The organism is Rhodophyticola porphyridii, from assembly GCF_003688285.1.
GTDB classification, from domain to species: domain Bacteria; phylum Pseudomonadota; class Alphaproteobacteria; order Rhodobacterales; family Rhodobacteraceae; genus Rhodophyticola; species Rhodophyticola porphyridii.
Map to the genome: position 1 here is coordinate 91,215 of NZ_RCNT01000004.1, position 25,877 is coordinate 117,091.

The 25,877-nt window shown below is 62.4% G+C and carries 22 protein-coding genes; 12 read left to right on the top strand and 10 right to left on the bottom strand.

The window, feature by feature from the left end; translation table 11 throughout:
- Nucleotides 1-4: 4 nt before the first annotated feature.
- The 6 genes from D9R08_RS09285 to D9R08_RS09310 are packed head-to-tail and all read right to left on the bottom strand — an operon-like array spanning nt 5 to nt 5,697.
- Nucleotides 5-508, bottom strand: a complete 504-nt coding sequence (locus tag D9R08_RS09285; RefSeq protein ID WP_121897778.1) for an ureidoglycolate lyase — start codon at nt 506-508, stop codon at nt 5-7.
- The gene (locus D9R08_RS09290) at nt 505-1,416 is read right to left on the bottom strand and encodes a polysaccharide deacetylase family protein (RefSeq protein WP_121897779.1); all 912 of its coding nucleotides are present in this window, start codon (nt 1,414-1,416) and stop codon (nt 505-507) included. The genes D9R08_RS09285 and D9R08_RS09290 overlap by 4 nt, the downstream gene beginning before the upstream one ends.
- A 30-nt stretch (nt 1,417-1,446) precedes the next feature.
- Nucleotides 1,447-2,445, bottom strand: a complete 999-nt coding sequence (locus D9R08_RS09295) for a succinylglutamate desuccinylase/aspartoacylase family protein (protein WP_121897780.1) — start codon at nt 2,443-2,445, stop codon at nt 1,447-1,449.
- On the bottom strand, nt 2,442-2,933 hold the full coding sequence (locus D9R08_RS09300) for a VOC family protein (RefSeq protein ID WP_121897781.1): 492 nt from the start codon (nt 2,931-2,933) through the stop codon (nt 2,442-2,444). The genes D9R08_RS09295 and D9R08_RS09300 overlap by 4 nt, the downstream gene beginning before the upstream one ends.
- A gap of 15 nt (nt 2,934-2,948) precedes the next feature.
- A complete protein-coding gene (locus D9R08_RS09305) occupies nt 2,949-4,151 on the bottom strand; it encodes a pyridoxal phosphate-dependent aminotransferase (RefSeq protein ID WP_121897782.1) in 1,203 nt (400 codons plus the stop codon).
- 25 nt (nt 4,152-4,176) lie between these two features.
- Nucleotides 4,177-5,697: a carboxypeptidase M32 gene (locus tag D9R08_RS09310; protein ID WP_121897783.1), complete on the bottom strand. Its 1,521-nt coding sequence runs from the start codon at nt 5,695-5,697 to the stop codon at nt 4,177-4,179.
- A 212-nt stretch (nt 5,698-5,909) separates the two neighbouring features.
- Here D9R08_RS09310 and D9R08_RS09315 point away from each other — a divergent pair, with 212 nt between their 5' ends.
- Genes D9R08_RS09315 through D9R08_RS09350 form a run of 8 tightly spaced genes read left to right on the top strand, consistent with a single transcriptional unit; the run spans nt 5,910 to nt 15,116 of the window.
- Entirely contained in the window at nt 5,910-6,773 is an 864-nt protein-coding gene (locus D9R08_RS09315; protein ID WP_121897986.1) for a DUF4438 domain-containing protein, read from the top strand.
- Nucleotides 6,774-6,776: 3 nt separating this feature from the next.
- Nucleotides 6,777-7,655, top strand: a complete 879-nt coding sequence (locus D9R08_RS09320; RefSeq protein ID WP_121897784.1) for a DUF4438 domain-containing protein — start codon at nt 6,777-6,779, stop codon at nt 7,653-7,655.
- Nucleotides 7,652-8,740: an Ldh family oxidoreductase gene (locus D9R08_RS09325; RefSeq protein WP_121897785.1), complete on the top strand. Its 1,089-nt coding sequence runs from the start codon at nt 7,652-7,654 to the stop codon at nt 8,738-8,740. The genes D9R08_RS09320 and D9R08_RS09325 overlap by 4 nt, the downstream gene beginning before the upstream one ends.
- Nucleotides 8,737-9,888 carry a M24 family metallopeptidase gene (locus D9R08_RS09330; RefSeq protein ID WP_233557386.1) on the top strand — a complete coding sequence of 384 codons (1,152 nt, stop codon included), beginning with the start codon at nt 8,737-8,739 and terminating at the stop codon, nt 9,886-9,888. The genes D9R08_RS09325 and D9R08_RS09330 overlap by 4 nt, the downstream gene beginning before the upstream one ends.
- A 12-nt stretch (nt 9,889-9,900) precedes the next feature.
- Nucleotides 9,901-11,127, top strand: a complete 1,227-nt coding sequence (locus D9R08_RS09335) for a metal-dependent hydrolase family protein (RefSeq protein ID WP_121897786.1) — start codon at nt 9,901-9,903, stop codon at nt 11,125-11,127.
- Nucleotide 11,128: 1 nt separating this feature from the next.
- Nucleotides 11,129-12,316 carry a pyridoxal phosphate-dependent aminotransferase gene (locus D9R08_RS09340; protein ID WP_121897787.1) on the top strand — a complete coding sequence of 396 codons (1,188 nt, stop codon included), beginning with the start codon at nt 11,129-11,131 and terminating at the stop codon, nt 12,314-12,316.
- The gene (locus D9R08_RS09345) at nt 12,313-13,743 is read left to right on the top strand and encodes an alpha-amylase family protein (RefSeq protein ID WP_121897788.1); all 1,431 of its coding nucleotides are present in this window, start codon (nt 12,313-12,315) and stop codon (nt 13,741-13,743) included. The genes D9R08_RS09340 and D9R08_RS09345 overlap by 4 nt, the downstream gene beginning before the upstream one ends.
- A complete protein-coding gene (locus D9R08_RS09350; protein ID WP_121897789.1) occupies nt 13,740-15,116 on the top strand; it encodes a dihydroorotase in 1,377 nt (458 codons plus the stop codon). The genes D9R08_RS09345 and D9R08_RS09350 overlap by 4 nt, the downstream gene beginning before the upstream one ends.
- Before the next feature lie 175 nt (nt 15,117-15,291).
- Here D9R08_RS09350 and D9R08_RS18895 read toward each other — a convergent pair whose 3' ends face one another.
- The 3 genes from D9R08_RS18895 to D9R08_RS09365 all read right to left on the bottom strand — a co-directional run bounded on the left by D9R08_RS18895 (nt 15,292) and on the right by D9R08_RS09365 (nt 19,205).
- On the bottom strand, nt 15,292-16,953 hold the full coding sequence (locus tag D9R08_RS18895; protein ID WP_147450648.1) for a glycine-rich domain-containing protein: 1,662 nt from the start codon (nt 16,951-16,953) through the stop codon (nt 15,292-15,294).
- Between the two features lie 324 nt (nt 16,954-17,277).
- The gene (locus D9R08_RS09360; protein ID WP_121897791.1) at nt 17,278-18,219 is read right to left on the bottom strand and encodes an ABC transporter permease; all 942 of its coding nucleotides are present in this window, start codon (nt 18,217-18,219) and stop codon (nt 17,278-17,280) included.
- An 11-nt stretch (nt 18,220-18,230) separates the two neighbouring features.
- Complete coding sequence (locus tag D9R08_RS09365; protein WP_121897792.1) at nt 18,231-19,205, bottom strand: ABC transporter permease; 975 nt, start codon at nt 19,203-19,205, stop codon at nt 18,231-18,233.
- 416 nt (nt 19,206-19,621) lie between these two features.
- Here D9R08_RS09365 and D9R08_RS09370 point away from each other — a divergent pair, with 416 nt between their 5' ends.
- The 4 genes from D9R08_RS09370 to D9R08_RS09385 all read left to right on the top strand — a co-directional run bounded on the left by D9R08_RS09370 (nt 19,622) and on the right by D9R08_RS09385 (nt 24,312).
- On the top strand, nt 19,622-20,656 hold the full coding sequence (locus D9R08_RS09370; protein WP_233557388.1) for an ABC transporter ATP-binding protein: 1,035 nt from the start codon (nt 19,622-19,624) through the stop codon (nt 20,654-20,656).
- Nucleotides 20,653-21,621, top strand: a complete 969-nt coding sequence (locus D9R08_RS09375) for an ABC transporter ATP-binding protein (RefSeq protein WP_121897794.1) — start codon at nt 20,653-20,655, stop codon at nt 21,619-21,621. The genes D9R08_RS09370 and D9R08_RS09375 overlap by 4 nt, the downstream gene beginning before the upstream one ends.
- A gap of 310 nt (nt 21,622-21,931) precedes the next feature.
- Entirely contained in the window at nt 21,932-22,624 is a 693-nt protein-coding gene (locus tag D9R08_RS09380) for a GntR family transcriptional regulator (protein ID WP_121897795.1), read from the top strand.
- Nucleotides 22,625-22,758: 134 nt separating this feature from the next.
- Nucleotides 22,759-24,312 (top strand): ABC transporter substrate-binding protein, encoded by a 1,554-nt coding sequence (locus D9R08_RS09385; RefSeq protein WP_121897796.1) that lies wholly within the window; start codon nt 22,759-22,761, stop codon nt 24,310-24,312.
- 164 nt (nt 24,313-24,476) lie between these two features.
- Here D9R08_RS09385 and D9R08_RS09390 read toward each other — a convergent pair whose 3' ends face one another.
- Nucleotides 24,477-25,346 (bottom strand): Hint domain-containing protein, encoded by an 870-nt coding sequence (locus D9R08_RS09390; protein ID WP_233557389.1) that lies wholly within the window; start codon nt 25,344-25,346, stop codon nt 24,477-24,479.
- Nucleotides 25,347-25,877: the final 531 nt, after the last annotated feature.

The following is a 25,877-nucleotide window of genomic DNA, read 5'->3' on the forward strand; positions in this document are numbered from 1 at the left end:
CCTGTCATGCGCCGGCCAATGGGTCCATGGGGTCGATCAGGGTCAGGGGGGCGATGGTGCGGAAATCATCGTCCTGCATCGGGCCGCCACGCCACATCAGAACGGTGAAATGGCCCGGTCGGTCCAGCACGGTCGCGCCCAGATGCCAGACGCCGGGGTTGAAGATCACGCCGATCGTGCCGGGCATAAGAAACGCCAGCGCCCGGTCGGGCAGCGGACGCCCCTCGGTGTCGGAGGGCATCACCATCACCGCGTAGCGCGACACGTCGAGGGGGAAAAAGCACTGCGCCGCGAAGGGATGGCGTTCGATGCGGGTCACCGCCAGCGGCAGCGCCTGAGGCGCGACGTTGTTGACATGCAGCACCGGGGCGCTCGTTTCGCCGCGCGCATGCAACGCGGTGCTGTAGAACCGCCGGGCGCCGGGCTCCTCCGGCGGCAGAACCAGATCCCCGTAGGGGGCGAACGCAGCCACATCGGGGGGTTGCAGCTTCAGCACCGGGCCGGTCATCGGCCCTGCCCCGACGGGACCGCATCGCGCCAGAAATCCGCGATCTCGTCACGCCCGCAAACCCAGACATCCGCCCGACCCGCGATATGATCCATGAACCGTATCAGCCCGGCCATCCGGCCCGGGTGGCCGATGATGCGTGAATGCAGGCCCACCGACATCATCCGCGGCATATCTCCCGCCTCGTCCAGCAATATGTCGAAACTGTCGATCAGGAAACTCGCATAGTCGCTTGCCGCGAAGACGTCTCCCGACAGGAACTTGGCGTCGTTGGTGACCATCGAATAGGGAATGACCAGGTGCGGCTTGCCCGACACGTCCGTCCAGTAGGGCAGATCGTCGTTATAGGCGTCGCTGTCATAGGTGTAGCCGCCATGGGCCACCAGAAGATCCCGCGTCGCGGGCGAGGCGGAATAGCGGCAATACCAGCCCTTCGGAGGGCGGCCGACGGTTCGGGTCAGGCTCTCATGAGCCTTCGCGATATGATCGGCCTCGGTTTGGGCATCCAGATGGTAATGCTCGATCCAGCGCCAGCCATGGGCGCAGATATCCCAGTCCGTCGCGGAAATCGCCGCCGCGATGTCGGGGCAGCGTTCCAGCGCAAGGGCGCTTGCGAACACCGTCAGCGGCAGGCCGCGCGACCGGAACAGTCGGTGCAGCCGCCAGAAGCCCACACGCGATCCGTATTCATACATGCTTTCGGCGGCCAGATCCCGGTCGCCTGCGGGAACCCGGCTGGCCCGAACCTCGCTCAGCGCGCTTTCGGAACGGCCATCGCCATCGCCGACGGAATACTCGGAGCCCTCCTCGATGTTCAGCACGAAGTTGACGGCGAGACCCGCGCCGCCCGGCCAGCGGATATCGGGCGGATTGGCGCCATATCCGGCCAGATCGCGGGGCCGGGTCATGAATGCGCCTTGCGCTGGCGGCGGGTCCGTTCAGTCACGCGGCCCCTCCACCTTGTTGAAGAAACAGCACCAGTCGCCCCGGTTGACATTCGGCAGCGCCCGGAGGCCGAAGAACATGCCATCGGCGGGTGCGTACAGCGCGCCGACCTCGTCGCCGAAGATGTTGACGATGGAGGCGATCTTGTCGCCCTTCCGCATCATGGTGAGGAACTCCACGCCCTCCTCGGGCAGGAATATGCCGGATGCAGGCGCCAGAAGCGCCTCCTGCTGGCCCTTGGTGGCGTCGTCGGGATAGGTCGCCTCGCCGTCCAGCATGTCGTAGTGGTAGCAGATGTTCAGGATCGACTTCGCAAGCTCGCGGCCCACGTAGCGGAACCGTTCGGGCGAGGTGTAGGAGCGCCCGCCAAGCTCGACGGTGATCCCCACTTTGCCGGCATTGTTCAGCGCCGCCATCGGGCTGCCCGACTTGGTAAAGTTCGACATGATGCAGCCCCAGCCCGCGCCCATGGCCTTGGCGAGTTCCACACTTTCGGGGCGCTCGTCGACGAAGATCGCCTTGTCGAGGAAGGAATGCGCGCCGCCGGAATGGATCGAGATCTCCAGATCGGCCACGTCCTTCATCGCCTGCCAATGGGCATCGGCCACCCGGTCGGAAAAATAGCCGTCGGGTTTGCCCGGATAGATCCGGTTCATGTCATAGGTGAAGGTATCCAGCGGGTTGCCCCGCTCGGCAGCCGAGAACGCCAGCGGGTTCACGCAGGGCACCATCACCACCGCGCCGCGCAGCTTGGCCGGATCGATCTGCTTTTGCGCCATCATGCAGGCCAGCGGCCCCTCGGGCTCATCGCCGTGGATTGCGGCATTGACCCAGAAGGTCGGCCCGGCGCCCGCGCCATTGATCACCACCACCGGGATCTCGACCCTGATCCCTCCGGCCAGATCGCCCGCGGGGATCGCGCCGCGCACCGTTTCACCAGGTTTCGCCGTCGCGGTGCCCACGCTCAGCGACTGGTTTGCATCCGTGCTCATACCGCTTCGGCCCCCGATTTTTCATAAGCCGCAAGCTGTTCGGGCGTGTAGACCTGCATGAATTCGATCTCGATCCCGCCGGCATCATTGTCGAGAAATGCAACCCAGCCCTCGGGATGGGCGTGGCTGCCATAGACACCGCAGGCCTGACAGATGCGAAGCTCCGCGCCCTGGGATTTCGCGTGTTCCAACGCCTTGTCGATATCGTCGACCTCATAGCAGATATGGTGGAGACCCTCGGCGCCCCGCTCCTTGATCCAGGATGCGAAGCGACCGTCCGGATCGGTCGACTGGCAAAGCTGATACTCGATGCCGCCCAGATAGAAGAGCGCGACCTTGTTTCCGGATTTCGGGAAATGCGTGATCTCGGTCTCTGCAGGCACATGCAGGAACTTCGCATAGGCGCTCAGCGCCTGCTCGGCATCCTTCACGGCAAAGGCCATGTGCTTGATGCTTCTGATATTAGGGTTGTCGGATTTCACATCCATGTCTGCGTCCCTTTCCTAAATGGCTGCAGCCCGCGCATCGGCGCGGAAGCTTTCGACGACCTGCGCCATGCGTTGCATCGCGATCTCGATCCGGTCGACGGGCTGGGTCATCGACATGCGGACGAAATCATCCGTGTGATCGCCATAAATCGTGCCCGGATACATCATCACCCTGCCCTCGGCCAAAAGCCGTTCGCAAAATGCCCCTGCGGTGATCCCGAGGCCCAGGCTGGCGACATTGGCATAAACATAGAAGGCGCCCTGCGGCTCGGCATAGCCCATGCCGATCGCATCGAGCCCCTTGCAGATGGCGCGGCGGCGCGCATCGTAGGTCTGGCGCATCTCCTCCACGCAGTCCTGAGGGCCGGTCATCGCGGCCAGCGCGGCATGCTGGCTGACGGCGGCGGTGGAAATCGCGAAAGCGTGGTTGACCTCGGACATCGGCATGATCAGATCGCGCGGCCCGGCCAGATAGCCGATCCGCCAGCCGGTCATCGCATAGGCCTTGGAAAACCCGCTGAGCGTGATCGTCCGTTCCTTCATGTCCGGCAGCGAGGCGACCGGCAGCACCGTGTTGTTGCCGAAGGTCAGCCGGGAATAGATCTCGTCCGAGATCACGATCAGATCGTGCTTCTTGGCCAGTTCCGCGATCTTGCGCACCTCATCGGGCGGGGTGACAGAGCCGGTCGGATTGTTGGGGTTGATCAGGACGAGGATTTTCGACCGTTCGGTGATGTGGGGTTCGATCATCTCGGCGGTCAGGGTGAAGTTCGTGGCCAGCGTCATCGGGATTTTCACCACGACAGCGTCGGACATCTCGGCGGCCTGCTGATAGGGGTTGTAGCCTGGGCATGGCACGATGATCTCGTCACCGGGGTCAAGCAGCGACAGCGCGATGATGAACATGCCCTGCTGGCCGCCCGGAGTGATCATGATCTCATCGGCCGCGTAATCGGCTCCGCCATAGGCCCGGATGTTGTCGGCAATCGCCTCGCGCAGCGGCGCGATCCCAAGCGGATGGGTGTAATGGGTCGCGCCGTTGGCCAGCGCCTCCTGCCCGGCCTTGATGATATGGGCGGGCGTATCCAGATCGGGGTCGCCGCGGCCCAGCTTGATCACGTCCTCAAGCCCCTCGGCGATATCCAGCATCCTTGTGATCAGCGCCCCGTCGGACAGTTTGACCCGTTTGGCCAGTCGTGCGGTGTTCGGTGTGGTCATTGTCGTTTCCTTGCCAAGCAGGCGATCAGGCGAGAGCGTAGAGATCGGAGTATTTGCGCGTCAGATGCGCGATGTAGGGATCGGGGTCGAGCGTCCGCCCGGTGGCCTTTTCCAACAACTCATCGCGGCTGAAGCGGCGGCCATGACGGCAGACCTTGTCGGTGAGCCACGCCCGCAGAGGGGTGTAGTCCGCGCCGTCCAGCGCGGCTTGAATGCCGGAGTTTTCGTCCGTCGCGGTCTCGAACAGCTGAGCCGCCATGATGTTGCCGATGGTGTAGTTGCAGAACGTCCCGATCTGCCCCGAGGACCAGTGGACATCCTGCAGGACGCCTTGCGCATCATCGGGCACATCCACGCCCAGATAGCTCTTCATCCCAGCATTCCACGCGTCGGGCAGATCGGCCACGGCCAGCGACCCGTCGATCAGAGCGGCCTCAAGCTCGCAGCGCAGCATGATATGGAAATCATAGGTCAGTTCGTCCGCCTCAACCCGGATGAAGCTCGGCTCGGACCGGTTCACCGCCCGGTAGAACTCCTCCTCGGTGACGTCGTCCAGCGAGCCGGGATAGGCCGCCCTGATATCGCCCATGTGATTGGCCCAGAAGGCGCGGCTGCGGCCCACGTGGTTTTCCCAAAGACGCGACTGGCTTTCATGGGCCCCGAAACTGACGCCGCCGACGGCATAAAGGCTGATCAGGTCGGTGGCGAGCGGTGTGCGGGTATAGGCGGGATCGACCCCCTGCTCGTACATCGCGTGACCCGCCTCGTGCAGCGCCCCGAACAGGGACATCGGCATGTAGGATCTGTTGACTCGTGTGGTGATCCGCACATCGTTGCGGGTGAAGGACACCTCGAAGGGATGAACGGTGGTATCCAGCCGGCCGCGATCCGTGTCATAGCCGATCCGCTTGGCCATTTTCAGGGCAAATTCCATCTGCGCCTGAACCGGATACTCGCGGAACAGGAAATCCGACCGCGGCTTCTCCGCCCCGGCGATCGCGCGCACCAATGGCAGCATGCCGTCGCGCAGGCGGGCAAACAAACGGTCCAGACCAGCCTTGGTCGTGCCCGGCTCGAACCGGTACATCAGGGCGTCGTAGGGATGGTCGTCGAACCCGATGGCCTGCGCCATTTCCCGGTTGATATCGACCATCGTGGTCAGCGCATCGGCAAAAATCGAGAAATCGGCCTTCTCGCGGGCCTCCGCCCAGACTTCGTGAGCGGCCGAGCCCAGCTCGGTCTTCCGGCGCAGAAGCTCTGTCGGGATTCGCTCATGGTAGTTGATGGCCTCGCGAACCTGCGCCACGATCCGCGCCTCGGCGCTGTCGGCGGGCTTGTCGGAGATCTCCGCCCCGTCGAGCGCGCGTTTCGTCTCGTCCGAGCACAGCAGGTTGCGGGCCGCGACAGCCAGGGTGGCAAGTTGCTTGGACCGCGTCTCGGCGCCGGCCTTCGGCATCATCGTCCGCGCGTCCCAGGACAGGACCGATCCGGCGTTCAGAAAATCGTTCACCCGGCCCGTCACGTCGATTAATCCTGCATAACTCATCCTGGCTGCTCATCCCTCTCGGATCGGTGCGGATCTGCGGGTTTCCGGGAACCCGATCAGGCTGACGCACGGTGCTTGACTATCCATTCTGCTCGTGTATCTCAGTTGGACAAGAGCAATGTCGACAATATACTGATGGCAAGGAAGAGGCCGGAAGTCAAACCAAAACATTGTTGTCCGCCAGCCGCCCAGAAACGGAGGAGCCGCGCCCGATGCCAAGCCCGAACACCAATGAATCCAGCCTTGTCGAGATGGCCGTCTCGGGCGTGATTACCACGCCAGCGGTGCGACCGGGCCAGTATATCCCTTATCCTGATGGCCACGCGACGGTGCTGCCGGGGATGTACGGGATCACCTATAACGTGCGCTGCGGGGATCGCGCCTTCGGTTGGGCGGGCGATCACGTGGAACCGGGCGTGTCCATCGATGACGAGACCGATGCCGGCCGCCACCATGCGCTGCATTACCTCAACTGCATCGGCAACGAGGCCATGGTGACCTCCGGCATGGCCGCAGGCGAACGCGGCATCGTTGTTGGCGAACATGCACGCATTCTGGTGCAGTTCTCGCCCGAAGCGCATGAGGTGATGGCGCCCGGAGACCGCATTCAGGTGATGACAATGGGTCAGGGCCTTGCGCTGACCGATCATCCCGGCGTCGCCCTGAAGAAGATGAGCCCACGCCTGTTCCACGCGATGGGAATCACCGAACAAGGGTCGCGGCTGCATGTGAATGTGGCCATGGAACTGCCGGTGCGCATCATGGGCTCCGGCGCCGAGCTGAACTCGGAATATGTCGATCAGGATCTGATGTCGGGGGACCGGGCGCTGATGGCGGAGCTTGGCATCGACCAGATGCGTTTGGGCGATCTGATCGCCATCCGCCATGCCGATCACCACTGGGGGCGGTCCTACCGGGAAGGCGCGGTGTCGATCTGCCTGTGCATCCATGGCGACAGCGTGATGGCGGGACATGGCCCCGGCATCCTGACCCTGATGACCGCGCGGGACGGCACGATCGATTTCGACATCAGTGCCGACGCCAATATCGCCCAACTTCTCGATCTCGGAGCCTGATCCATGAGCATTCAAACAAACGCCGCCGATATCGTCACCGTTTCGGTTTTGGGGCAGGTCGCAAACCCGTCCCTGTCCGGTCTGCCCGCCGAGCCCTACCGGCTCGATGCCGATGGCCGCGCCTTTCTCTGGCCGACGTTCGGCGGGATCGTCTACAACGTCACCGTGGGAGACAGCGCCTTCGGCTGGTCCGGCGACTGCATTCATCCCTCCGTCAGCATTGCCCACCCGGACGCCAACAAGAACCGGGGCCTGAACGTTTTTGCCTGCGTCGGGAACGGGGCGCTGATCGTCAGCGGTGCCGCCAAGGGCGCGCGCGGCGTCGTCACCGGCAAATCAGGCCGGTTTTCGGATCAGGTGATCATCCATTTCGATGGCGAGACCCGACGCAAGATCGCCGTCGACGACCGGATTCTGGTCAAGAGCGAGGGTGTCGGCCTATGCGTGCCCGCCTGCCCGGAGGTTCATTTCAAATCCCTGTCGCCAACCCTGTTCGATGCGCTGCCGAAACGGATCGAAGACGATGTGCTGATGATGGGTGTCTGCGCGACGATCCCGCCCCACCTGGTCGGCGCGGGCGCGGGTCTGACATCGGAAGGCGGGTCGCTTCATATCCAGTCCACCGACCGGGCAGAGCTGGCCAAGTTGGGGCTGGACGGGCTGCGCCTTGGAGATGTGGTGGCGATCGAGGACACCGACAGCCGGTACAATCACGGCTATCTGCGTGGTGCGATGGGGATCGGGATCATCGGCCAGACGGATGGTCCGCGCGCGGGCTACGGCCCCGGCATGACAGTGGTGATGACCGCGCCCGCCGGACAATTGGGCGCCTATGACGCGCCCGGCACGAACATCGCCGATATCCTGGGGCTGAAAGCATGACCCGCGCCATCCCCATGACCAATGTCGACCGGGCGCAACTGCGCGCCTTCGTGTCCGAAGGGTTCGAGGCGCTCGGCCTCACCGCGGAGGATGCGGGCATCTTCGCCGATGCGCTGATCTTCTCGGAGTTGCGGTTCCACCCCGGTCAGGGCCAGGGCGTGGCGCGGTTGCGCCGGTATCATGAGCGGATCGGCAATGGTGAGGTGAACCCGCGCGCGGACTGGTCCATCGTCAAGGAAGGCCCCGCACTGGCGCTGGTCGATGCGCATAACGGCATCGGCACGGTGGCGGCGGCCAAAGCGATGCGGCTTGCGATCGGGAAGGCTAAGGAGGGCGGCATCGGCACGGTGATCGTGCGCAACTCCACCCATTACGGCTCCAGCGCGGTCCATGCCTGTCAGGCGCTGGATCACGGCTGCATCGGCATCGCCTTCACCAATGCGGGCCCGGAGATGGCCCCCTGGGGCGGGCGCGAAGGTGTGACCGGCACCAATCCGTGGTCCATCGCGGCCCCGTCCGATCAGGGTTTCCCGACAGTGCTCGACATCGCGATCACGACCGCGGGCAAGGGCATGATGAACTGGCTGATCCGTGAGGGGAAGAAAATGCCGCTGGACTGGGCGATCACCCCCGACGGCGAGGAAACCGACGATCCGGCGGCCGCGCTGAAAGGTCCGCTTTTGGGGATCGGCGGGCATAAGGGCTATGGGCTGGCCTTCATGACCGAGGCCTTGACTGGCGTGCTGTCGGGCGGCGGCTTCGGCCTGACGCCCTATTCCGACCCGAAGAAACTCGATGTGTCCCATTACTTCCAGGCCATCGACATCTCGTGGTTCATGGCCCCCGAAGACTATGCCGCGCGGATGGGTGAGTTCGTCCAGATGGCCAAGAGCCGCGCGCTCCGCCCCGGTTTCGACGAGATCCTCGTCCCCGGCGAACAGGAGGCGCGGCGCACGGCGGCGAAATCCGAAAACGGCGTGCCAATCGATGATGTGGTACTGGCCGACATGCAGGCGCTTGGCCGCGAGTTGAACCTCAAGACCACGCTGGACCCCATCGGCCCCTATACCGGCGACACGCTGTGAAACCGCTCGACGCCGCTTTCCACGCCCGCGCAGGCGACAGGCTGCGGGCGCGGGCACAGGCGGCGGGACTGGACGGGTTATTGCTGCTCCGCGCGGCCAATCTGGCCTATGCGACGGGGCTGTTTCTCTCGGCGAATGAACGGCCCATGGGGGTCTGGTTGCCGGTGGAGGGCACGCCGATCCTGATGCTGCCAGGCTTGGAGCGGGAAAATGCCGAGGGCACGGGCCTGTCCGATCTGCGTTTCTATGACGAGTTTCCGGGCGAGGTGCCGCCGGTGCTTTGGATGCTCGACCAGATCGGACGCAAGCGCGTCGGCATCGACCTGCTGGATGCCGCCCTCCTGGACGCCGTGCGCGACCGGCTGGCGCATCTTGACCTGACCGATCACGCGATGGCCGCGCGCACGATCAAGGAACCGGAGGAGATCGCGCTGATCGCCGAAGCCGCCTCCTTCGCCGACCTCTTCCTGACCCGCCTGCACCATACCGCCGGGGACATCATCGCCCAGGGCGGCACCGAAACCGACCTGATGGCCGATGCCATGGACCACGCGAAGGGCGCACTTTTCGCGCACCACAAGGCCGCCTTCGCGGGCACGCCCATGGGCATCACCGCCTCGGTCCATTCGGGGCCACGCGCCGCCCTGCCCCACGGCGCGGTGCTGGAGCGGGTGCCACAACCCGGCGAGACGCTGATCGCCGGGATCGGGGCCAGCCTCGGCGGGTATCACGCTGAAAGCGGCGTGACCCTGATCCTGGGCGAGATCACCGCCGAACAGCACCGGATCATGCAGACGATGGCGGCCTGCAACGACGCCGCTGTCGCCGCCTGCGCTGCGCGCCGGACCTGCGCGCAGGCCAACGACGCGGCGCTGGAGACCCTGCGCGCGGCGGGTCTCGGAGACGCCATCCGTCACCGGATCGGCCACGGCATGGGACTGGAGGGGCACGAGGCCCCGTGGCTCGCGCCCGGTGATCCCACCCCGATCCGGACGCATATGATCTTTTCCAACGAGCCAGGCGTCTACCGCCCCGGCATTGACGGATACCGCACCATCAACACCATGATCGTGACCGAAACAGGGGTCGATATCCCGTCCCGGTTTCAAGCCAATACGCCGATCGACGCCCGTGTCATCGCAATCTGAGGAGTTCCCGAGATGCCCGAACCAGCCGCCTGGAAATACCAGAAAATCACCAAGCCGATGTTCGATGCCCCCGTCGAGGAACGCCTCTTCTATGGTCGGGTCATCACCTGCGTGGGCGATGAGGTGATCGAGGACGGGTTTGTCCATCTCAAGGACGGTAAGATCGCCGCGGTCGGCGCGCGCGCCGATGCGCCCGGCGGGATCGCCGAGACCGATACCGGCGGCAAGACCCTGATGCCGGGCATGATGAACAGCCACGCGCATCTCAGCTGGGACGGCATTCACGAGTTGAGCCAGCAAAGCATGTTCGATCCGCCCGAAATCCGCGCCTACAAGGCGGCCGGCAACATGCTCAAATCCCTGCGCGCGGGCATTACGCTGGTACGCGACCTGGGCGTGCACAACGCCAACCTCTTTACCAAGCAGGCCGTGGCGCAGGGCATCTTTCCCGGCCCCCGCCTGCTGGTCTCGGGCGAGGCCATCATCCAGACCGGCGGGCACACCTACTGGGTCTGCCGCGAGGCGAGCGGTGCCGATGAAATGCGCCGCGCCGTGCGCGATCAGGTCAAGGGCGGCGCGGATCTGATCAAGATCATGGCCTGCCACGACACGCTGGAATTCACCGATGACGAGTTGCACGCCGTCATCGACGAGGCCCATCGCAACGGCATCCCGATCACGGCCCACGCCACCTACAACGACTGCATCAAGCGCGTGGCCGAGTTCGGCATCGATTGCGTGGAGCATGGCGGGTCGATGACCGACGAGACGATTCAGGTGCTGCTGGACCGCAAGCTGCCCATCGTCACGACCTTCTCCGCCCTGGTCATACAGGCGAACGAGGAAATCGCGCGCGCTTTCGGCATCCCCGAATGGAAGATCGCGGAGCGTAAGCGCGCCGTGGCCGACAAGAGCCGGTTCGACGGTCTGGTCCGCGCCGCGAAGGCGGGCGTGCCGATCGTCTTCGGCACCGACGCGGGCAGCCCGGCGGTGGAACATGACCGGATCGTGCCCGAGCTTGGCTTCATGGTGGAGGTGGGCGTCTGCCCCGACAATCTGGATGCCCTGCGCGCCATCACAGCGCGGGCGGCGGTACTGAACGGGTTCGGCGACAGGCTCGGCACGCTGGAGGCCGGGAAACTGGCCGACATGATCGTGGTCGACGGCAAGCCGGACCAGGACCTCACGGCACTGGAGAAGGTCGAGATGACCTTCATCGACGGCAAAAGGATGCACTGACATGGCCCAATCGCTTTTGCTGCAACGCACAGCGCCCCGCATCGTCGACGAGGACGGATCGTTTCGCACCAGAATGCTGGAGATCGCCTCCGGCCTCGACGATGTCATCGCCCTTGGCCGGGGCGACCCGGATTTTCACACCCCCGCCCATGTGGTCGAGGCCGCGAAGGCCGCGCTCGACGACAATCAGCACCACTATACCGGGCCCACCGGGCTGCCCCAGCTTCGGCAGGCGATCTGCGACAACCTGCGGGCGGATTACGGCCTGGATTACACCGCCGACGAGATCATCGTCACCGCCGGCGTGCAGGAAAGCATCATGTTGTGCATGTTGGGTCTGGTGCAGGCCGGCGACGAGGTGCTGATCACCTCGCCGCGGTTCACCACCTATGACACGGCGGTGCATCTCTGCGGTGGCACACCGGTGCCGGTGCCGACCTACCAGAAAGACGATTTCGCGCTGGACGTGGCCGAAATCGAAAAACGCATCACGCCGAAAACGCGCATGTTCGTGATGGTCTCCCCCAACAACCCCACGGGCGCCGTGACGCCGCCCGATGTGATCCGGAAGATCGCCGATCTGGCGGTCAGGCACGATATTCTGGTCATCGCCGACGAGATCTATGCCAAGTTGGTCTATCCGCCGCACGAGCACCTGTCGCTGGCGACACTTCCGGGGATGAAGGAGCGCACGATCACGCTCAACGGCTTTTCGAAGACCTATGCCATGACCGGCTGGCGCGTGGGCTACATGGCCGCGCCCGCGGATTTCGTGGAGAAGCTGACCGAGCCACGGCACACACTGTCGATCAACACCTGCACCATATCGCAATTCGCAGCGCTGGCCGCCCTTACCGGCCCGCAGGACGAGATGGAAGCGACCTTCCGCGCCTATGCCGAGCGCCGCGCCTATCTGATGGGGGCGCTGACCGAGTTGGGCCTGAGCTTCGGCGCGCCAGGCGGCGCGTTCTACATCTACACCAACATCTCCTCCACGGGCATGAAGGCCAAACCGTTTTGCGAGAACCTGCTGCGGGAGACCGGCGTCATGGTCTTTCCCGGTGACATGTTCGGCGAGCCGGACAGCGATTTCATCCGCATCTCCTATCTGCAACCGCTGCCGGTGATCGAAGAGGCGATGGCGCGGATCAAGGGGTTCATCGCCAGACATGCGGGGGCGGCGGCATGAGCAACATGACCCCAAATCCGGAGGAGAAATTCGTCGGCATCCAGGTCTCGCCGATCAGCTTCATCGACGAGGGTGTGGAGACCGTCCTCGATACGCTCAAGGATCGCGTCGGCGTCAACGTCCTGATGCTCGGCACCGTGTCCTGGCTCGGCCTGAAGACCGGGCGCAGCATCGCGCACGAGCTGGATGGCTGGCCCGATCACGGAGTGCCTGAACCTTTCACCATGAAGGGCGGGGCCTATTTCAACCCCGATCCGCGCTACTACACCAAGACGCTGATCAAGGAGTTCCGCGCCACCGATGCGGAGATGGAGGGGATCGACATCCTCGATCTGGTGATCCCCGAGGCCCATAAACGCGGCATGAAGGTCTATGTCGAACTGATGGAACCCTTCTTCAAATACGCAGGCCACGGATCGGCCAGCGCGGTGGATATCCCCAACCTCGCCACCTGCATGGAGGTCGACGTGTTCGGCCGCCGCAAAGACGAGCCGTCGACCTCGAACACCGACTACCGCAACTGGATGCACGCGATCATCGAGGATCAGGTGCGCAATTACGAGATCGACGGGATCATGTGGTGCAATGAGCGGAACTCGCCGCTGGACCAGATGATGCAGGGCCAGGCGCCGGGCGATTTCTCGGAGGCGGCGCGGGCGGAGGCCACGCTGCGCGGTATCGACGTGGAGGCCTGCCGCAGGGGCTGCATCGCGATGTATGATTTCATGCAGAACGCCCTTGGCGGCAAGGAATTCGACGACGGAGCCTTCATCACCTTCATCCGCACGCTTCTCGAAAATCCCGAAGTGCTGATCTGGGAACGCTTCTGGCTGGAGCGCAACAAGGATCTGGACCGGGAGCTTTACGGGCTGGTGAAATGGTGCAAACCCGCCCTGCCCTTCGGCCTCAATGTCTGGAACCGCAATCATTTCAACCTGTTCCGCCGCGCCCAATGGCCGTGGCACGAACAGACGATGTATGCCGACTGGGTCAAGCCGATCACCTATCAGCACCAGTCGGGCGAGATCTGGCACAAGGAGTTCGGCTTTTTCCGGAACACGATCCTGCGGGATTTCGACCCTGCGGTGGCGATGAAGATCATGGACGGGATCCTCGGCATCCAGGGCTCCGGTATCGACACCGTGATCCAGGACGGTCTGGATCCCGACACCTACGTTTTCGGGCAATGCGAGGCGGCGCTGACGGGGGTGCACGACAAGGCCAAGGTCTTCATGGGTCTCGGCATCGACGCGCCGCGGGTGCGCGCGGATCAGGCAAAATGCACTCCCGATATCGCCTACCGCTCGGTCATGGCCACCTATCGCGCCGGCGGGCACGGGGTGGTGTTGTCCCCCAATTACGCCTCCATGCATCTGACCAATCTGGACGGTGTTGCCAAGGCACTGACCGAACTGGGACTGAAATGACGGCGCTGGATACGCTGATTTCGGGTGGCGACGTGCTGCTGCCCGATGGCCTTCATCGCGTCGATCTGGGGCTCGCGGATGGCAAGGTGGCGGGCCTCTATGCGCCGGGCACCGCGCCGGAGGCATCCCGGATCATCGACGCCCGGGGGAAAACCGTGCTGCCCGGTATCGTGGATATTCATTTTCACGTCCGCGCGCCCGCCTATCCCGAACGCGGCACCGTCCTGTCGGAAACCCGGGCGGCGGCCGCAGGCGGGGTGACGACGCTCTTCGAGATGCCGATTTCCAAACCCTGCTGTTCGACGCCCGAAGAACTGGCCCGGCGCCGCGATCATTTCAGCGAAAATGCCGTCATCGACTTTGCGCTCTACGCCGCGCCTGGTGACCTGACCGAAGCCGGTCGCGACGCGATGATGGATCTCGGCTGCATCGGCTGGAAGATCTTCACCACGCCCTCGCCGCCAGGACGCGCCGACGAGTTCGAGGGGCTGGCCTTTCCCGACGAGGCCGACCAGCTTCGCGCGCTTGAGCTTTTGTCCGACACTGGGCGACCGGTGGTGGTGCATGCCGAAAGCGCCGCGCTGCTGGCTCATTACGAGAATCTTGCCAAGGCGCTTGATCCGGCGGATGCCGCGACCCATGGCCTGTCCCGCCCGGCGATCTGCGAGGCGGTGGCGGTGGCCAAACTGCTGGCGATGAACCTCACCGCGCAGGCGAAGCTGCATATCGCGCATGTCACCTCCGCCGAAACCGTGGCCGTCCTGCGCGGCTTTGCCGGCACCTCGGACTTCACCGCCGAAACCTGCCCGCAATACCTGTTCGCCACCGAAGAGGACGTGGCGCGCGCGGGCATCTACGCCAAGGTGAACCCGCCGATCCGCCATCAGGCCGATCAGGATGCGCTCTGGCAGGCCATCGCCGACGGGGTGATCAACTACGTCACCACCGACCACGCGCCCTTTGCAAAGGCCGAGAAACAGGCCGCCGAGGGGGATTTTCCCGGCGCGCCCCCGGGCGTTCCCGGCATCGAGTTCATCCTGCCCGCGATGCTGGATGCGGTGGCGCGCGGGCGGCTCGACCTGAAACGGGCCCATGATCTGATCTGTGCCAATGGCGCGCGGCGTTACGGGCTCTATCCGCAAAAAGGCGCCCTCTTGCCCGGGTCTGCGGCGGATGTCGCGATCGTGGATCTGGAAGGCGAGACCAGATTCGCGCCCGCCACGATGCACACCCACGCCCGCGACGTGGCGCATCTGTTCTATGGCCGCGTGTTGCGCGGAAAGGTCTGCGAAACGATCCTCGCAGGGCGAAGCGTGTTCAAGGACGGCGCGGTGACCGGCAAGCAGGGGGGCGGCCGGTTCGTCCGGCGCTGACGGCCTGCCGTTTGGCATTCCAGCCCCTTGGGTCGTGCAGCAGGATGGCGCGGTGCAGGCCGTGAGCAACCCTGGCTTTGAGAGGTCTGGATCGCGGGACGAAGCGGCAGCTCGACCGTCTTTGCCAAAGGTCTGCTTTTTGCAAATCGGGTTTAGCGATAGCTATCCTGACGGGTCAGTAACAGATCCTCTGCTGATGGATGATGCAGGTTCCGGGAAGACCCATGTCGCACGAGCGCGTGCTTGCAGTGACACAAGTGCTCCCACCACCAAGGTTTTCCATCATCATTCTATTGTCTATTCTGCTTGCCCTTCTTTGCAGCTCTTCTGGACTCAACCCATCGAAGACGGGTGCTCCGCCGAGACCTCGCTGAGACTCCATGTAGTTCCCGTGCGCCTCAATTTCGCGTTCAGCACGCACTCGAATTTCACGGACCAAAATCTCAATTCTGTCCTCCAAGTCGTCAAGCAGCAGGATGTTATGAGGATTTCGACCGCCAAGATGCTCGACACCATATGCCACTGCAGAGTGGGCCTGCGCCAGCGCTGCTAGACTTTCGTTCAACTCTTGCGTTGATACACCGGCAAAATCAGGGTTCAGGCCAGATTGCTGCTGATGAACATGACTCTGGTTTATCATCCAAATTGTCGCGGACCAAAGTAGGCGTTGGACTGTTGGGTTCGCTAATAGCGCTCCTACTCCGGCTTCTGATACCTCGGGTTCTCGGAGGCTGGTCAAATCAGGTCCAACTGTCCCCGTAGCATTTGCGTAGCTGCTCGAAAGGAGACCCCATGCCTCTGTAGTTTTACTGCTCTGAAACGCTTCAGCGACTTCCTGCTGTTCTGATTGGCTTAGGGGATTGAAAAATAACTCGTTATTGTAAAGGTAGGTGGGGTTCTCCAAGAACTCTATTGCTTGCTCTTCAGAGGAGTTTTGCTCGTGTATCAATTCATAGGTTGCCTCAGCGATTAGTCTTTCGGCGTCGATACCATTGAACACGTATATTATAACTCCCCCATCTGATCCGTGACGGCCAAAAAATGTCTGTGACCCATCACACCAATCCCGATTGTCGTATGGCGCATAACCAGAACCGGGTGGGTTTGTAACTACTCCGCGTGTTGCATCATAAGTACCGCTATCCCCTCCCGATCCAAATCCTATTGGTAGTTCGCCCCCACTGACTCCTGCAATTATAGTGGTTCCTCGAATAATTTCAGCATTTGCGATACCATCAGAGCCAGAAACCCCGGTAGATTGAGCTAAGCCGCCTAAGGGCTTGGACTGTAGAATGAAACCTGCCCCGTTTTCACAGTCACCGCCCCAACAAGTGGAGCTATTGAACGGCGTACCACCACCGCGTCCACCATTGGCTTCGACCGTTACCACATCCGTATTCTCGGATGCGGTTGAAATTGTGACCACAGTGGGTGAACCGTTTTCCCCGGCTCCGGCTTCCCCTCCCCAGTCCGTGCCACGCAGCTCGCACAAGATACGTCCACCACCGCGACCCCCGACTCCAATTTCGACATCAATATTGAATCTGGCTTCGCTTTCTTCCGTGCTGATCGTGTAGAGTTCAATTTCACCCGAAGCGCCGCCGCCGCCTACTCTAACGCGATCATGATAACGGGTGGCATGCCCACCGCCGCCGCCGCCGCCAACAGCGACAATCAGTGCGACCTCACCGTGTTCCAACGTAAGAGACTGACTGCCCGTACTGGAAAACGTTGTTTCTTGGGTGGCAGCGGAAAATATACTCTGAGCTGTTGCTACAGTAGCAGCGCTAAAGACTACGCCGACAGAAACCGATAGAGCTTTTATGTGCTCAATCATTTAAGGCCTCCCACGTTTCCAAGAAACGTCTGAAATGATTTGAAAGACATGTTATCTCGGTTGGGTAGGAGGTCAAGTTATCCGAGAGCAGACCAACAGAACGATTTGATGGAACGATCAACGCTTTGCTTTAGAGCCATTTTGACGTTCCGGAACACTCTGATCGGCGGGTCTAGAATCATTTGTAACGCCCGATCGCCATCCGAGCGAGTTTCGCGGAAGCGGACGCTCGTGCATCGTGCAGCATCGGTCTAAATGGGCTCTTTGCGGACCTTCCACTCGCCGTCGCCCCGACGCCGACTTCAGATCTCCGGAGCGCAGCCCCTACCCGTTCTCCTTGAGCCGCGGGTCGAGGAAATCGCGCAGCCAGTCGCCGATGATGTTGAAGGCCAGCACTGTGAACACGATGGCAAGACCCGGGAACACCGCCAGCCACCATTTGTTCGACAACAGGTGATCGCGGCTTTCCGACAGCATCGAACCCCATGTCGGCACATCCGGCGGCACACCCAGGCCGAGGAAGGAGAGTGCGGCTTCCGACAGGATCACGCCGGCCACGTTGAACGACGCGATCACCGTCAGGGGCGCGATGATATTGGGCAGGATCGTCCGGAAGAGGATCGAGAATGTGCTGTCGCCCATGGCGCGCGCGGCCTCGACATATTCCTTTTCCCGCAGGCTGAGTGTCTGCGCGCGGACGATCCGGGCATAGGTGATCCACTGTCCGATCCCCAGAACCAGGATGATGTTCACCAGCCCGGGGCCCAGCACCACAAGGAACATGATCGCCAGAAGGATGAAGGGAAAGGCCAGCTGGATATCGCCAAGCCGCATGATCACATCGTCGACCCAGCCCCCGAAATAGCCCGATACAAGACCGGCAATCGTGCCGAGCGTACCGCCCACGGCTATCGCGGCCACGCCCACCAGCAACGAAACCCGCGCGCCGTAAAGCAGCCGGGAGAGCACATCGCGGCCCAACTGGTCGGAGCCGAGCCAGTAGGTCAGTTCTCCGGCGCCGGGCTGGCCGGGTTCCAGCAGGCGCATCATGATATTCTGTCTGTTGGGGTCGAACGGGGCCAGCCACGGGCCGAAGATCGCCACGAAGGTCACGATCAGCAGGATCAGCAAACCGACCAGCGCCCACCGGCTGGTCAGCATGCTTTCGAAGGCCCTGCGCAGTTCCCTGCGGCGGTAGGAGGAGGCCATGCCCCCGACGGCCTGGGTGGTGGATGCGGAGCTGGGAGTGGGTGTCGTATCGGCCATGTCGCGTGCCCCTAGAGCTTCACGCGCGGATCGAGACGCGCATAGATCAGATCGACGATCAGGTTCAGCAGAATGAAAATCGCCGCCAGCAGGATGACCGAGGCCTGAACCACCGGAATGTCGCGCTGGTTGATCGCGTTGAAGACCAGACGACCGATGCCGGGATAGGAAAACACCGTTTCCACCACCACCACGCCGCCAAGCAGAAAGCCGAACTCCAGCCCGATCATCGTGACGACCGGCAGCCAGGCGTTGCGCATCGCGTGATGGATCACGACCCGGCGCTCCGAGATCCCCTTGGAACGGGCGGTGCGGACGTAATCCTGTTGCAGAACCTCCAGCATCGACGACCGGATAAGGCGGGCGTTTCGCGCCAGCGTATAGGTGCCAACCGCGAAGGCCGGCATGATCATGTAGTACATTGAACGGGGCAGATTGCTGAAGGCGGTGGCGAAATCGCCCTCGAAGAGCGGTTCCAGAAACGGGACATGGCCGGATATCGGGAACCAGCGCAGATAGAGGCCGAAGAACAGGATCATCATGATTCCCATCCAGAAATTCGGGATCGACTGACCCAGCATCGCGAATGTCATGATGCCGCCATCGGCGGGCTTGCCCCGGTTCAGAGCCGCATAGATGCCAAGCGGTATCGAGAGCCCGATCGCAAGAACCAGCGAGAAGAATGTCAGCTCGATCGTGGCCGGCATCGCCTCCAGCACCACATCCATCGCCGGCTGGCGATAGCTGAGCGAATTGCCGAAATCGCCCTGCAGCGCGTTCCAGACATAGCTGAGATACTGGATATGCAGCGGCTTATCGAAGCCCAGAGCCTCCCGCGCGCGCTGGATCTCCTCGGCGCTCGCGTTTTCAGACACGAACAGATAGGTCGGATCCCCGCCGATCTGCAACGAAATGAAGCTGATCAACGTGACGCCGATCAGCACGACAATGCTCTGCATCAGACGCCGTATCAGGAATGTCCACATCAGGCCGCGCCCTCTATCAGATCAAGTTCGCCAGGGCGCCGGGCGGCCGGTTTGACGGCCGATTCCGAAACAGACCTTGCCCAATCGATCACCGATCCTGCACGATGCGGGTCCGTACATTGCCCACCCTCCGTCTTTTCCGGCGACACCGCCTCGGGATGCTTGACAATCAATTCATTGTTCTCCCAAGGTAGATTTTAGATTGTCGACAGTAGAACAACCAAATCATGCGGACCCGATTGCGTCAAGCACCCAAATCGAGAAACGGAACCGGGCCCGCGCGATAGATCGCGCGTGTATGATCAGGGGGCACAAACGATGAAAAAGGCCGCAAATAATGCATCTGTATGACCGTCTGCGTCGCGTCGCGGAACCAGGAGGCGCCGTCACGGCCGCGTTGCAGGGGAGCGTTACCGGTGCAGCATGAGGAAACCCCGCCATCTCAGGAGCCGCCGCTTCTGGAGGTACGCGATTTGCAGACCACCTTCGATCTGACCAAGACGCTGTCGATCTGCGCCGTCGACGGGGTCAGCTTCGATGTCCATGCCGGCCAGACACTCGCCATCGTGGGCGAAAGCGGCTCGGGCAAATCGGTCACCAGCCTGTCGATCATGGGGCTGCTGCCCAAGGATGTCGGGCGCGTATCGGGCGGCAGTATCAAGCTTGCCGGCCGCGAGATCACGCAACTCAGCGATGCCGAGATGCGGGAAATCCGCGGCAAGGAGATCGGGATGATCTTCCAGGAGCCGATGACCAGCCTGAACCCGGTGCATACGGTCGGCCAGCAGATCGCGGAGATGGTCATCCGGCATGAAAACCTCTCGAAATCCAAGGCCCGCACCCGCGCGATCGAGATGCTGGAACTCGTCGGCATACCCGAGCCTGCGCGCCGGGTCGACAATTACCCGCATGAAATGTCGGGCGGCATGCGCCAGCGCGCGATGATCGCCATGGCGCTCTCCTGCGAGCCGCGCATCCTGATCGCCGACGAGCCCACCACCGCGCTGGATGTCACGATTCAGGCGCAGATGCTGGAACTGATGCACGACCTGCAGCAAAAGCTGGGCATGGCGATCATCTTCATCACGCACGATCTGGGCGTCGTTGCCGAGGTCGCGGACCGCGTGGTGGTGATGTACGCGGCCCAGGTCGTCGAAACCGCCGGTGTGGAAGACATCTTCCGCAATCCCCGCATGCCCTACACCGCGGGGCTTATGAACTCGATCCCCCGGCTCGGCTCCTCGATCAACAAGCAACGGCTTCAGGCGATTCCGGGCACCGTGCCTGCCCTGACCAGCCTGCCGGCTGGCTGCCGGTTCCACCCGCGCTGCGCTTTCGCGACCGATATCTGCAAAGGGGCCGCCCCCCAACTGGAGAAGGCGAGCGAAAGCCATATGATCCGCTGCGCCCGCTGGCGCGAGCTTGACCTGAACGAAAGGCAGGCCTCATGACCGCCCCCCTGCTCGAGGTCGACAAGCTGCGCAAATACTTCCCGATCCATGGCGGGGTGTTGCAGCGCGTGGTCAACAATGTGAAGGCGGTGGATGACATCTCCTTCGGCATCAATCCGGGCGAGGTCGTGGGGCTTGTCGGCGAAAGCGGATCAGGCAAGACAACCGTCGGGCGCACGATCCTGCGGCTGGAGCAGGCCACCGGTGGCACCGTCCGCTTCGGCGGCACCGATGTGATGGGTCTGAACGCCGCCGACATGCGAAGCTATCGCAAGCGGATGCAGATCATCTTTCAGGATCCCTATGCCAGCCTCAACCCACGCGAAAAAGTGCGCGAGGTGCTGACCCATCCGCTGCGCCTGCACAAGATCGGCGACCCGTCGGAGCATGAAGACCGCGCCGCGACGCTGCTGGAAAAGGTCGGGCTGTCACGCGACCATCTGGCCCGGTTTCCGCATGAATTCTCCGGCGGCCAGCGGCAACGGATCGGCATCGCCCGCGCACTTGCCGTCGAGCCGGAGTTCATCGTCGCCGACGAGCCGGTCTCGGCGCTGGACGTATCCATTCAGGCGCAGGTTATCAACCTGCTGGAGGATCTGAAAAACGATCTGGATCTGACGATGCTGTTCATCGCCCATGATCTGGGCGTAGTCGAACATATCTGCGACCGGGTGATCGTGATGTATCTGGGCCGGGTTATGGAAATCGCCTCGGCGGCAGATCTCTATGCCCGGCCGAACCACCCTTATACCAAGGCGCTGCTCTCGGCGGTGCCGATCCCCGAACCGGGCAGACGGCGCAAGCGCATGGTTCTGAAAGGGGATATTCCCAGCCCGATCAATCCGCCCTCGGGCTGCGTGTTCCGCACCCGATGCCCGATTGCAACCGCGGACTGCGCGAAGATCGTGCCGGAGCTGAAACCCGTCGGCGACGGACACACAAGCGCCTGCATCCACACGACCTGATCGCGGTCTTGCCCGCCTGCCCCACCGGCCCTCTGCAACGCGGCCACCATGAATGCTTGACAAGGCTTTCCTACGTGCCGCATTGTCCACTTATGGATTGTCGACATTACACAACAGCGCAGTCGGGCGTATTTCATGAGACAAATGCCACTGGTTGTATCCAATCGACTTGCGCCTTGCCGATTGCTGTTGCCAGTCCGAGGTCTCCCTCCTTTAAGTGTCGCCACCTTCCTGTCGGACTTCTTGCCCGCCAACAGCCAGGTGCGGCGGCCCGTCAGGCAGATAACGATTGCCCTGGAGGACTGATGTAATGACCACGAAACCGATGCTTGCCGCTCCGATGCCGCCCGATATCGCCCCGATCGAAAACGTGCCCTTGCGCGTTCAGGTGGCCGACCGGCTGCGCAGCGCCATCCTCAGCGGGAGGTTGCGGCCCGGAACCGGGCTGGTGGAAACCGCGCTGGCCGAGCAAATGAATGTCTCCCGCGCGCCGATCCGCGAAGCGATCCAGATTCTGGAAAATGACGGGCTGGTCGAAACCATCGCCTACAAGGGCAAGCGGGTGAAACCGCTGACCGCGCGCGAAGTGGCAGAAACCTATTCCCTGCGCGAGGTGTTCGAGGTGATGGCCGTGCGCCGGATCCTGGAAAACGGCGCGCCGCTTGATCTGCTGCGCGAACATTGCGATGCGATGACGGAGGCAGCCGAGGCCGACGATTTCGAGGCGCTCGTGGCCGCCGACGAGGCGTTTCACCACGCTCTGATCATGCTGGCCGATCATGATCTGCTGCTGGCGTCCTGGAAAAACCTCTATCTGCGCATCCACCAGATCATGGCGCTGCGCAATCGCGACGAACACAATCTGACCGAAGTTGCCGGCAACCACCCGCCCATCGTACAGGCGCTGGCCGATGGCGATGCGGATCGTGCCGTCAAGCTGATCTCTGACCACACACGCATTCTGGCCGCCTTCGATCCGGCGACCATCGCGCAAGACCTTTGACACCCGCAACCCCGACATATGGCGCGTCCCGCCTCGGATGGTTGCGGTTTCCAACAGACCCGGACGGACCCAACGAGAACACGAAGACGAGCCCCGGTCCGTCGCCAACCATCCAACAGGTGAAAGGAAAGCCAATGCCAAGACTACACCATCTGCTTGCAGCCGGCGCTGCAAGCCTTGCGCTGACAACGGGGGCGTTTGCGCAACCCGCCGACGATACGATCGTCGTGGGGCTCAGCGCGGATATCAACACGCTCGATCCGTCCGCGATTGCGTCGCGCGACAATTCCAACATTGCCCGCCATATCTTCGGCACGCTCTTCACCATGGGCGGTGACGGGGTGGCCCGTCCCGAGCTTGCGAACACTCTGGAGATTTCAGAGGACGGCATGGGCTATGTCTACACGCTCAACGAAGGCCTGACCTGCCATGACGGCGAAGCGCTGACGGCCGAGGACGCGGCCTATTCCTTCAACCGCGCCGCGGACCCGGAAAACGCCTTCACCGGCAACACGCCCGGTTTCGTCTTCAGCTCTATCGACTTCCAGAGCGCCGAAGCGCTGGATGACCTGCGGGTGCAGATCAATCTTGGCGCGCCCAACCCGATCGCCTTTGGTCTGATCGCAGAGGTCTTCATTCACTGCATGGACAGCTACGAGGCGATGAGCCTTGATGAGGCATCGGGCAACCCCATCGGATCGGGCCCCTACCGCCTTGCGGAATGGCGCCGCGGCTCCGAAGTGGTGCTTGAGGCCGTGGAAGGCGCGGATGTCGGCTTCCAGAACATCATCTGGCGGATCATCCCCGAGGCTTCCACTCGCTCTGCCGAGCTGATGGCAGGCAATGTGGACATCATCACCAATGTGGCTCCGGACCAGATGGAGGTGATCAATGCCAGCGGCGTGGCCGAGGTCAACCCGATCCAGGGCACGCGGCGGATGTATGTCGGGTTCAACCTTAGCGACACGATGGCCCAGGAACCGGGCGGCGATGCCATTCAGGACCCTGCCGTGCGCCGCGCGCTGCAATATGCCGTGGACGTTCCAACGATCTGCCGCCAGTTGCTCAACTTCGAATGCGAGCGGATGACCGGCATCGTCAACCCGCCGAATGCCAACCCGAATATCGAGCCCTACCCCTACGATCCCGAAACCGCCGAGCGGCTTCTGGACGAGGCAGGCTGGCCCCGCGGGGATGACGGCACACGCTTCTCGATCCGCTTCCAGGCCGGCCAGGGCCGCTATCTGAACGACGCCAATGTGGTTCAGGCCATCGCGCAGTACCTGTCCGATGTCGGGCTCGACGTGGAACTCGACATCATGGAATGGTCCAGCGTCTACATTCCGCTGATCCGCGAACGCAATGCAGGGCCGCTCTACTTCATCGGCTCGGGCGGCGCGCTCTGGAGCCCGCTCTACGACATGACCGATCTGGCCACTGTCGATGCAGGCACCAACTACACCCATTGGGACGATCCGCGCTGGTTCGACCGGTGGGCCGATATCGCGGCTGCGGAAAGCGAAGAGGAAGTGCGCACCATCGTCGATGAGATGTTGCAGGTCTTCTATGATGACGGCCCGTGGCTGCATCTCTACTTCCAGCCGGATTTCTACGGCGTCAGCAACCGGATCGACTGGACCCCGCGTCCGGATGAAAAGGTGTATCTGTTCAACGCCACGTTGAACTGAGCCGAGGCTTTCTCCCTGTCGCCTCGCGACGGTCGGGTGCCGGACCTTCGGGTTCGGCACCCTTCTTTTTGACGGGGCTTGCGATATGCGGCAGGCCACCCGCTCCGGCGACCCGACGGGTGAGGCGCGGGGGCCGGATGGTGCGAACCGGCCGATCCGGCAAATCAGTCGGAGAGCAGTCTGGCTTCGTCGGAATTCAGGGTTTGGCGCGCCGCGCCATAGGCGTCGCGGCCTTTGGTCTCGGCCAGTTCGGGAAACAGCGCGAAGATCTCGGCCCGCTGTTCCGCTTCGATACCGTGGAGGGTCCGCTCATTGGGCTGGAAGCTCTCGGTCCAGGCCCCGTTCGACAGCACGACCTCATGCTGCGCGAACATGAAGTGGATATAGGTTGCGCGGGCAGCGGTAACGCGCTGAACACCCGGAACGACATCGATCAGATCCTTCGCTGCCGCAAGTACTTCGTGATCGCCGAAATGCATCGCCGCGCGTGTGCTATGGCACAAGACCCGGTGATTGGGGCTGACCATCATATCGCGCGCGGGCAAACCGTTGCCCAGAGCCCCTTGGTGGATCATTACCGGCTGTAGCTTGGGAACGGACAAAAGCGTGCGCCCGTCGATCTGCTTCGCACCCGTCCAGCAAATCTCCTGCAGGCCGTTGTCGCGGGTAATAGCCCTGTCACCAACCCGAAGCTCTTCGACAGAGACTTCACCACGCAGCGTCGCGATGACGGTACCGGGCGTGAAGCACGGCAGCGTCTCATCGACCTGCGAAACGCGGCAGGGTTGGATGACAGGGGTATTCGAAGCTATCAGCTCTTGTGGCACACGATGATCTGCATCCTTGACGGCGCGGACCTGCTCAAAACTCGCTACTGAATTACTGTTCGGCATGACGACCTCGTTCACTCGATACTCACCCAGATACGCGGGCGATCTTCCCTCTTGGTTCGGTTGCCAATCGTCCTGCCCGACCACCCGCCGGGAGAGCGACATGAAACCGAAGTTTCTTTTCACGATGGAAAGTGTTTCCAACTGCTTTGCGGTGTCGGGCGCACTGCCACGGCAACTGCTGCATAGCTATGCAATATCAAATCGAAGAGATTTGTGAAGTCACGAATCCGACACTTATACGACAGGTTGGGACACGAGGCACGGAAGAGGGTCATCTTCACCGGCCTTTCCGTTAAGGTAAACTCATATAAATATATGATTAACAAAGTATTAAGCCTTTCATTCCGAGCATTAGAGGGGCGGTAATCCTGCCGAGAAATGGTATTCGGACAGCCTGTTCAGTGGATAGAAACAATGAAAAACCTGTCCCTTTAGACAGGTTTTCGGGGCCATTTTCTGGATCGTTCCAAAAATGTTACAGGGACGAAACAGGTATTGAAGCGAAGCGAAGCGTCAAAATCACCGCTCAGCGCGAATCGACACCCTTATCCAAGGTCCGGTTTGGCTGCTCCATCCTTTCGCAATCGGTCATGTTCCGGTGCCGGAGGCATCATGGAAACCGGGCCTCATGTATCAGGATCGCGGCCCCTGCCCCGCAGCCGCCCGTGTCTC

Bases quoted from the DNA above. Each gene is read 5' to 3' on its own strand.
- D9R08_RS18895 (WP_147450648.1), bottom strand. From the start codon at position 16,953: ATGATTGAGCACATAAAAGCTCTATCGGTTTCTGTCGGCGTAGTCTTT.
- D9R08_RS09310 (WP_121897783.1), bottom strand. From the start codon at position 5,697: ATGAGTTATGCAGGATTAATCGACGTGACGGGCCGGGTGAACGATTTT.
- D9R08_RS09295 (WP_121897780.1), bottom strand. From the start codon at position 2,445: ATGAGCACGGATGCAAACCAGTCGCTGAGCGTGGGCACCGCGACGGCG.
- D9R08_RS09305 (WP_121897782.1), bottom strand. From the start codon at position 4,151: ATGACCACACCGAACACCGCACGACTGGCCAAACGGGTCAAACTGTCC.
- D9R08_RS09365 (WP_121897792.1), bottom strand. From the start codon at position 19,205: ATGTGGACATTCCTGATACGGCGTCTGATGCAGAGCATTGTCGTGCTG.
- D9R08_RS09335 (WP_121897786.1), top strand. From the start codon at position 9,901: ATGCCCGAACCAGCCGCCTGGAAATACCAGAAAATCACCAAGCCGATG.
- D9R08_RS09385 (WP_121897796.1), top strand. From the start codon at position 22,759: ATGCCAAGACTACACCATCTGCTTGCAGCCGGCGCTGCAAGCCTTGCG.
- D9R08_RS09290 (WP_121897779.1), bottom strand. From the start codon at position 1,416: ATGACCCGGCCCCGCGATCTGGCCGGATATGGCGCCAATCCGCCCGAT.
- D9R08_RS09300 (WP_121897781.1), bottom strand. From the start codon at position 2,933: ATGGATGTGAAATCCGACAACCCTAATATCAGAAGCATCAAGCACATG.
- D9R08_RS09320 (WP_121897784.1), top strand. From the start codon at position 6,777: ATGAGCATTCAAACAAACGCCGCCGATATCGTCACCGTTTCGGTTTTG.
- D9R08_RS09325 (WP_121897785.1), top strand. From the start codon at position 7,652: ATGACCCGCGCCATCCCCATGACCAATGTCGACCGGGCGCAACTGCGC.
- D9R08_RS09380 (WP_121897795.1), top strand. From the start codon at position 21,932: ATGACCACGAAACCGATGCTTGCCGCTCCGATGCCGCCCGATATCGCC.
- D9R08_RS09345 (WP_121897788.1), top strand. From the start codon at position 12,313: ATGAGCAACATGACCCCAAATCCGGAGGAGAAATTCGTCGGCATCCAG.
- D9R08_RS09360 (WP_121897791.1), bottom strand. From the start codon at position 18,219: ATGGCCGATACGACACCCACTCCCAGCTCCGCATCCACCACCCAGGCC.
- D9R08_RS09340 (WP_121897787.1), top strand. From the start codon at position 11,129: ATGGCCCAATCGCTTTTGCTGCAACGCACAGCGCCCCGCATCGTCGAC.
- D9R08_RS09285 (WP_121897778.1), bottom strand. From the start codon at position 508: ATGACCGGCCCGGTGCTGAAGCTGCAACCCCCCGATGTGGCTGCGTTC.
- D9R08_RS09375 (WP_121897794.1), top strand. From the start codon at position 20,653: ATGACCGCCCCCCTGCTCGAGGTCGACAAGCTGCGCAAATACTTCCCG.
- D9R08_RS09350 (WP_121897789.1), top strand. From the start codon at position 13,740: ATGACGGCGCTGGATACGCTGATTTCGGGTGGCGACGTGCTGCTGCCC.
- D9R08_RS09315 (WP_121897986.1), top strand. From the start codon at position 5,910: ATGCCAAGCCCGAACACCAATGAATCCAGCCTTGTCGAGATGGCCGTC.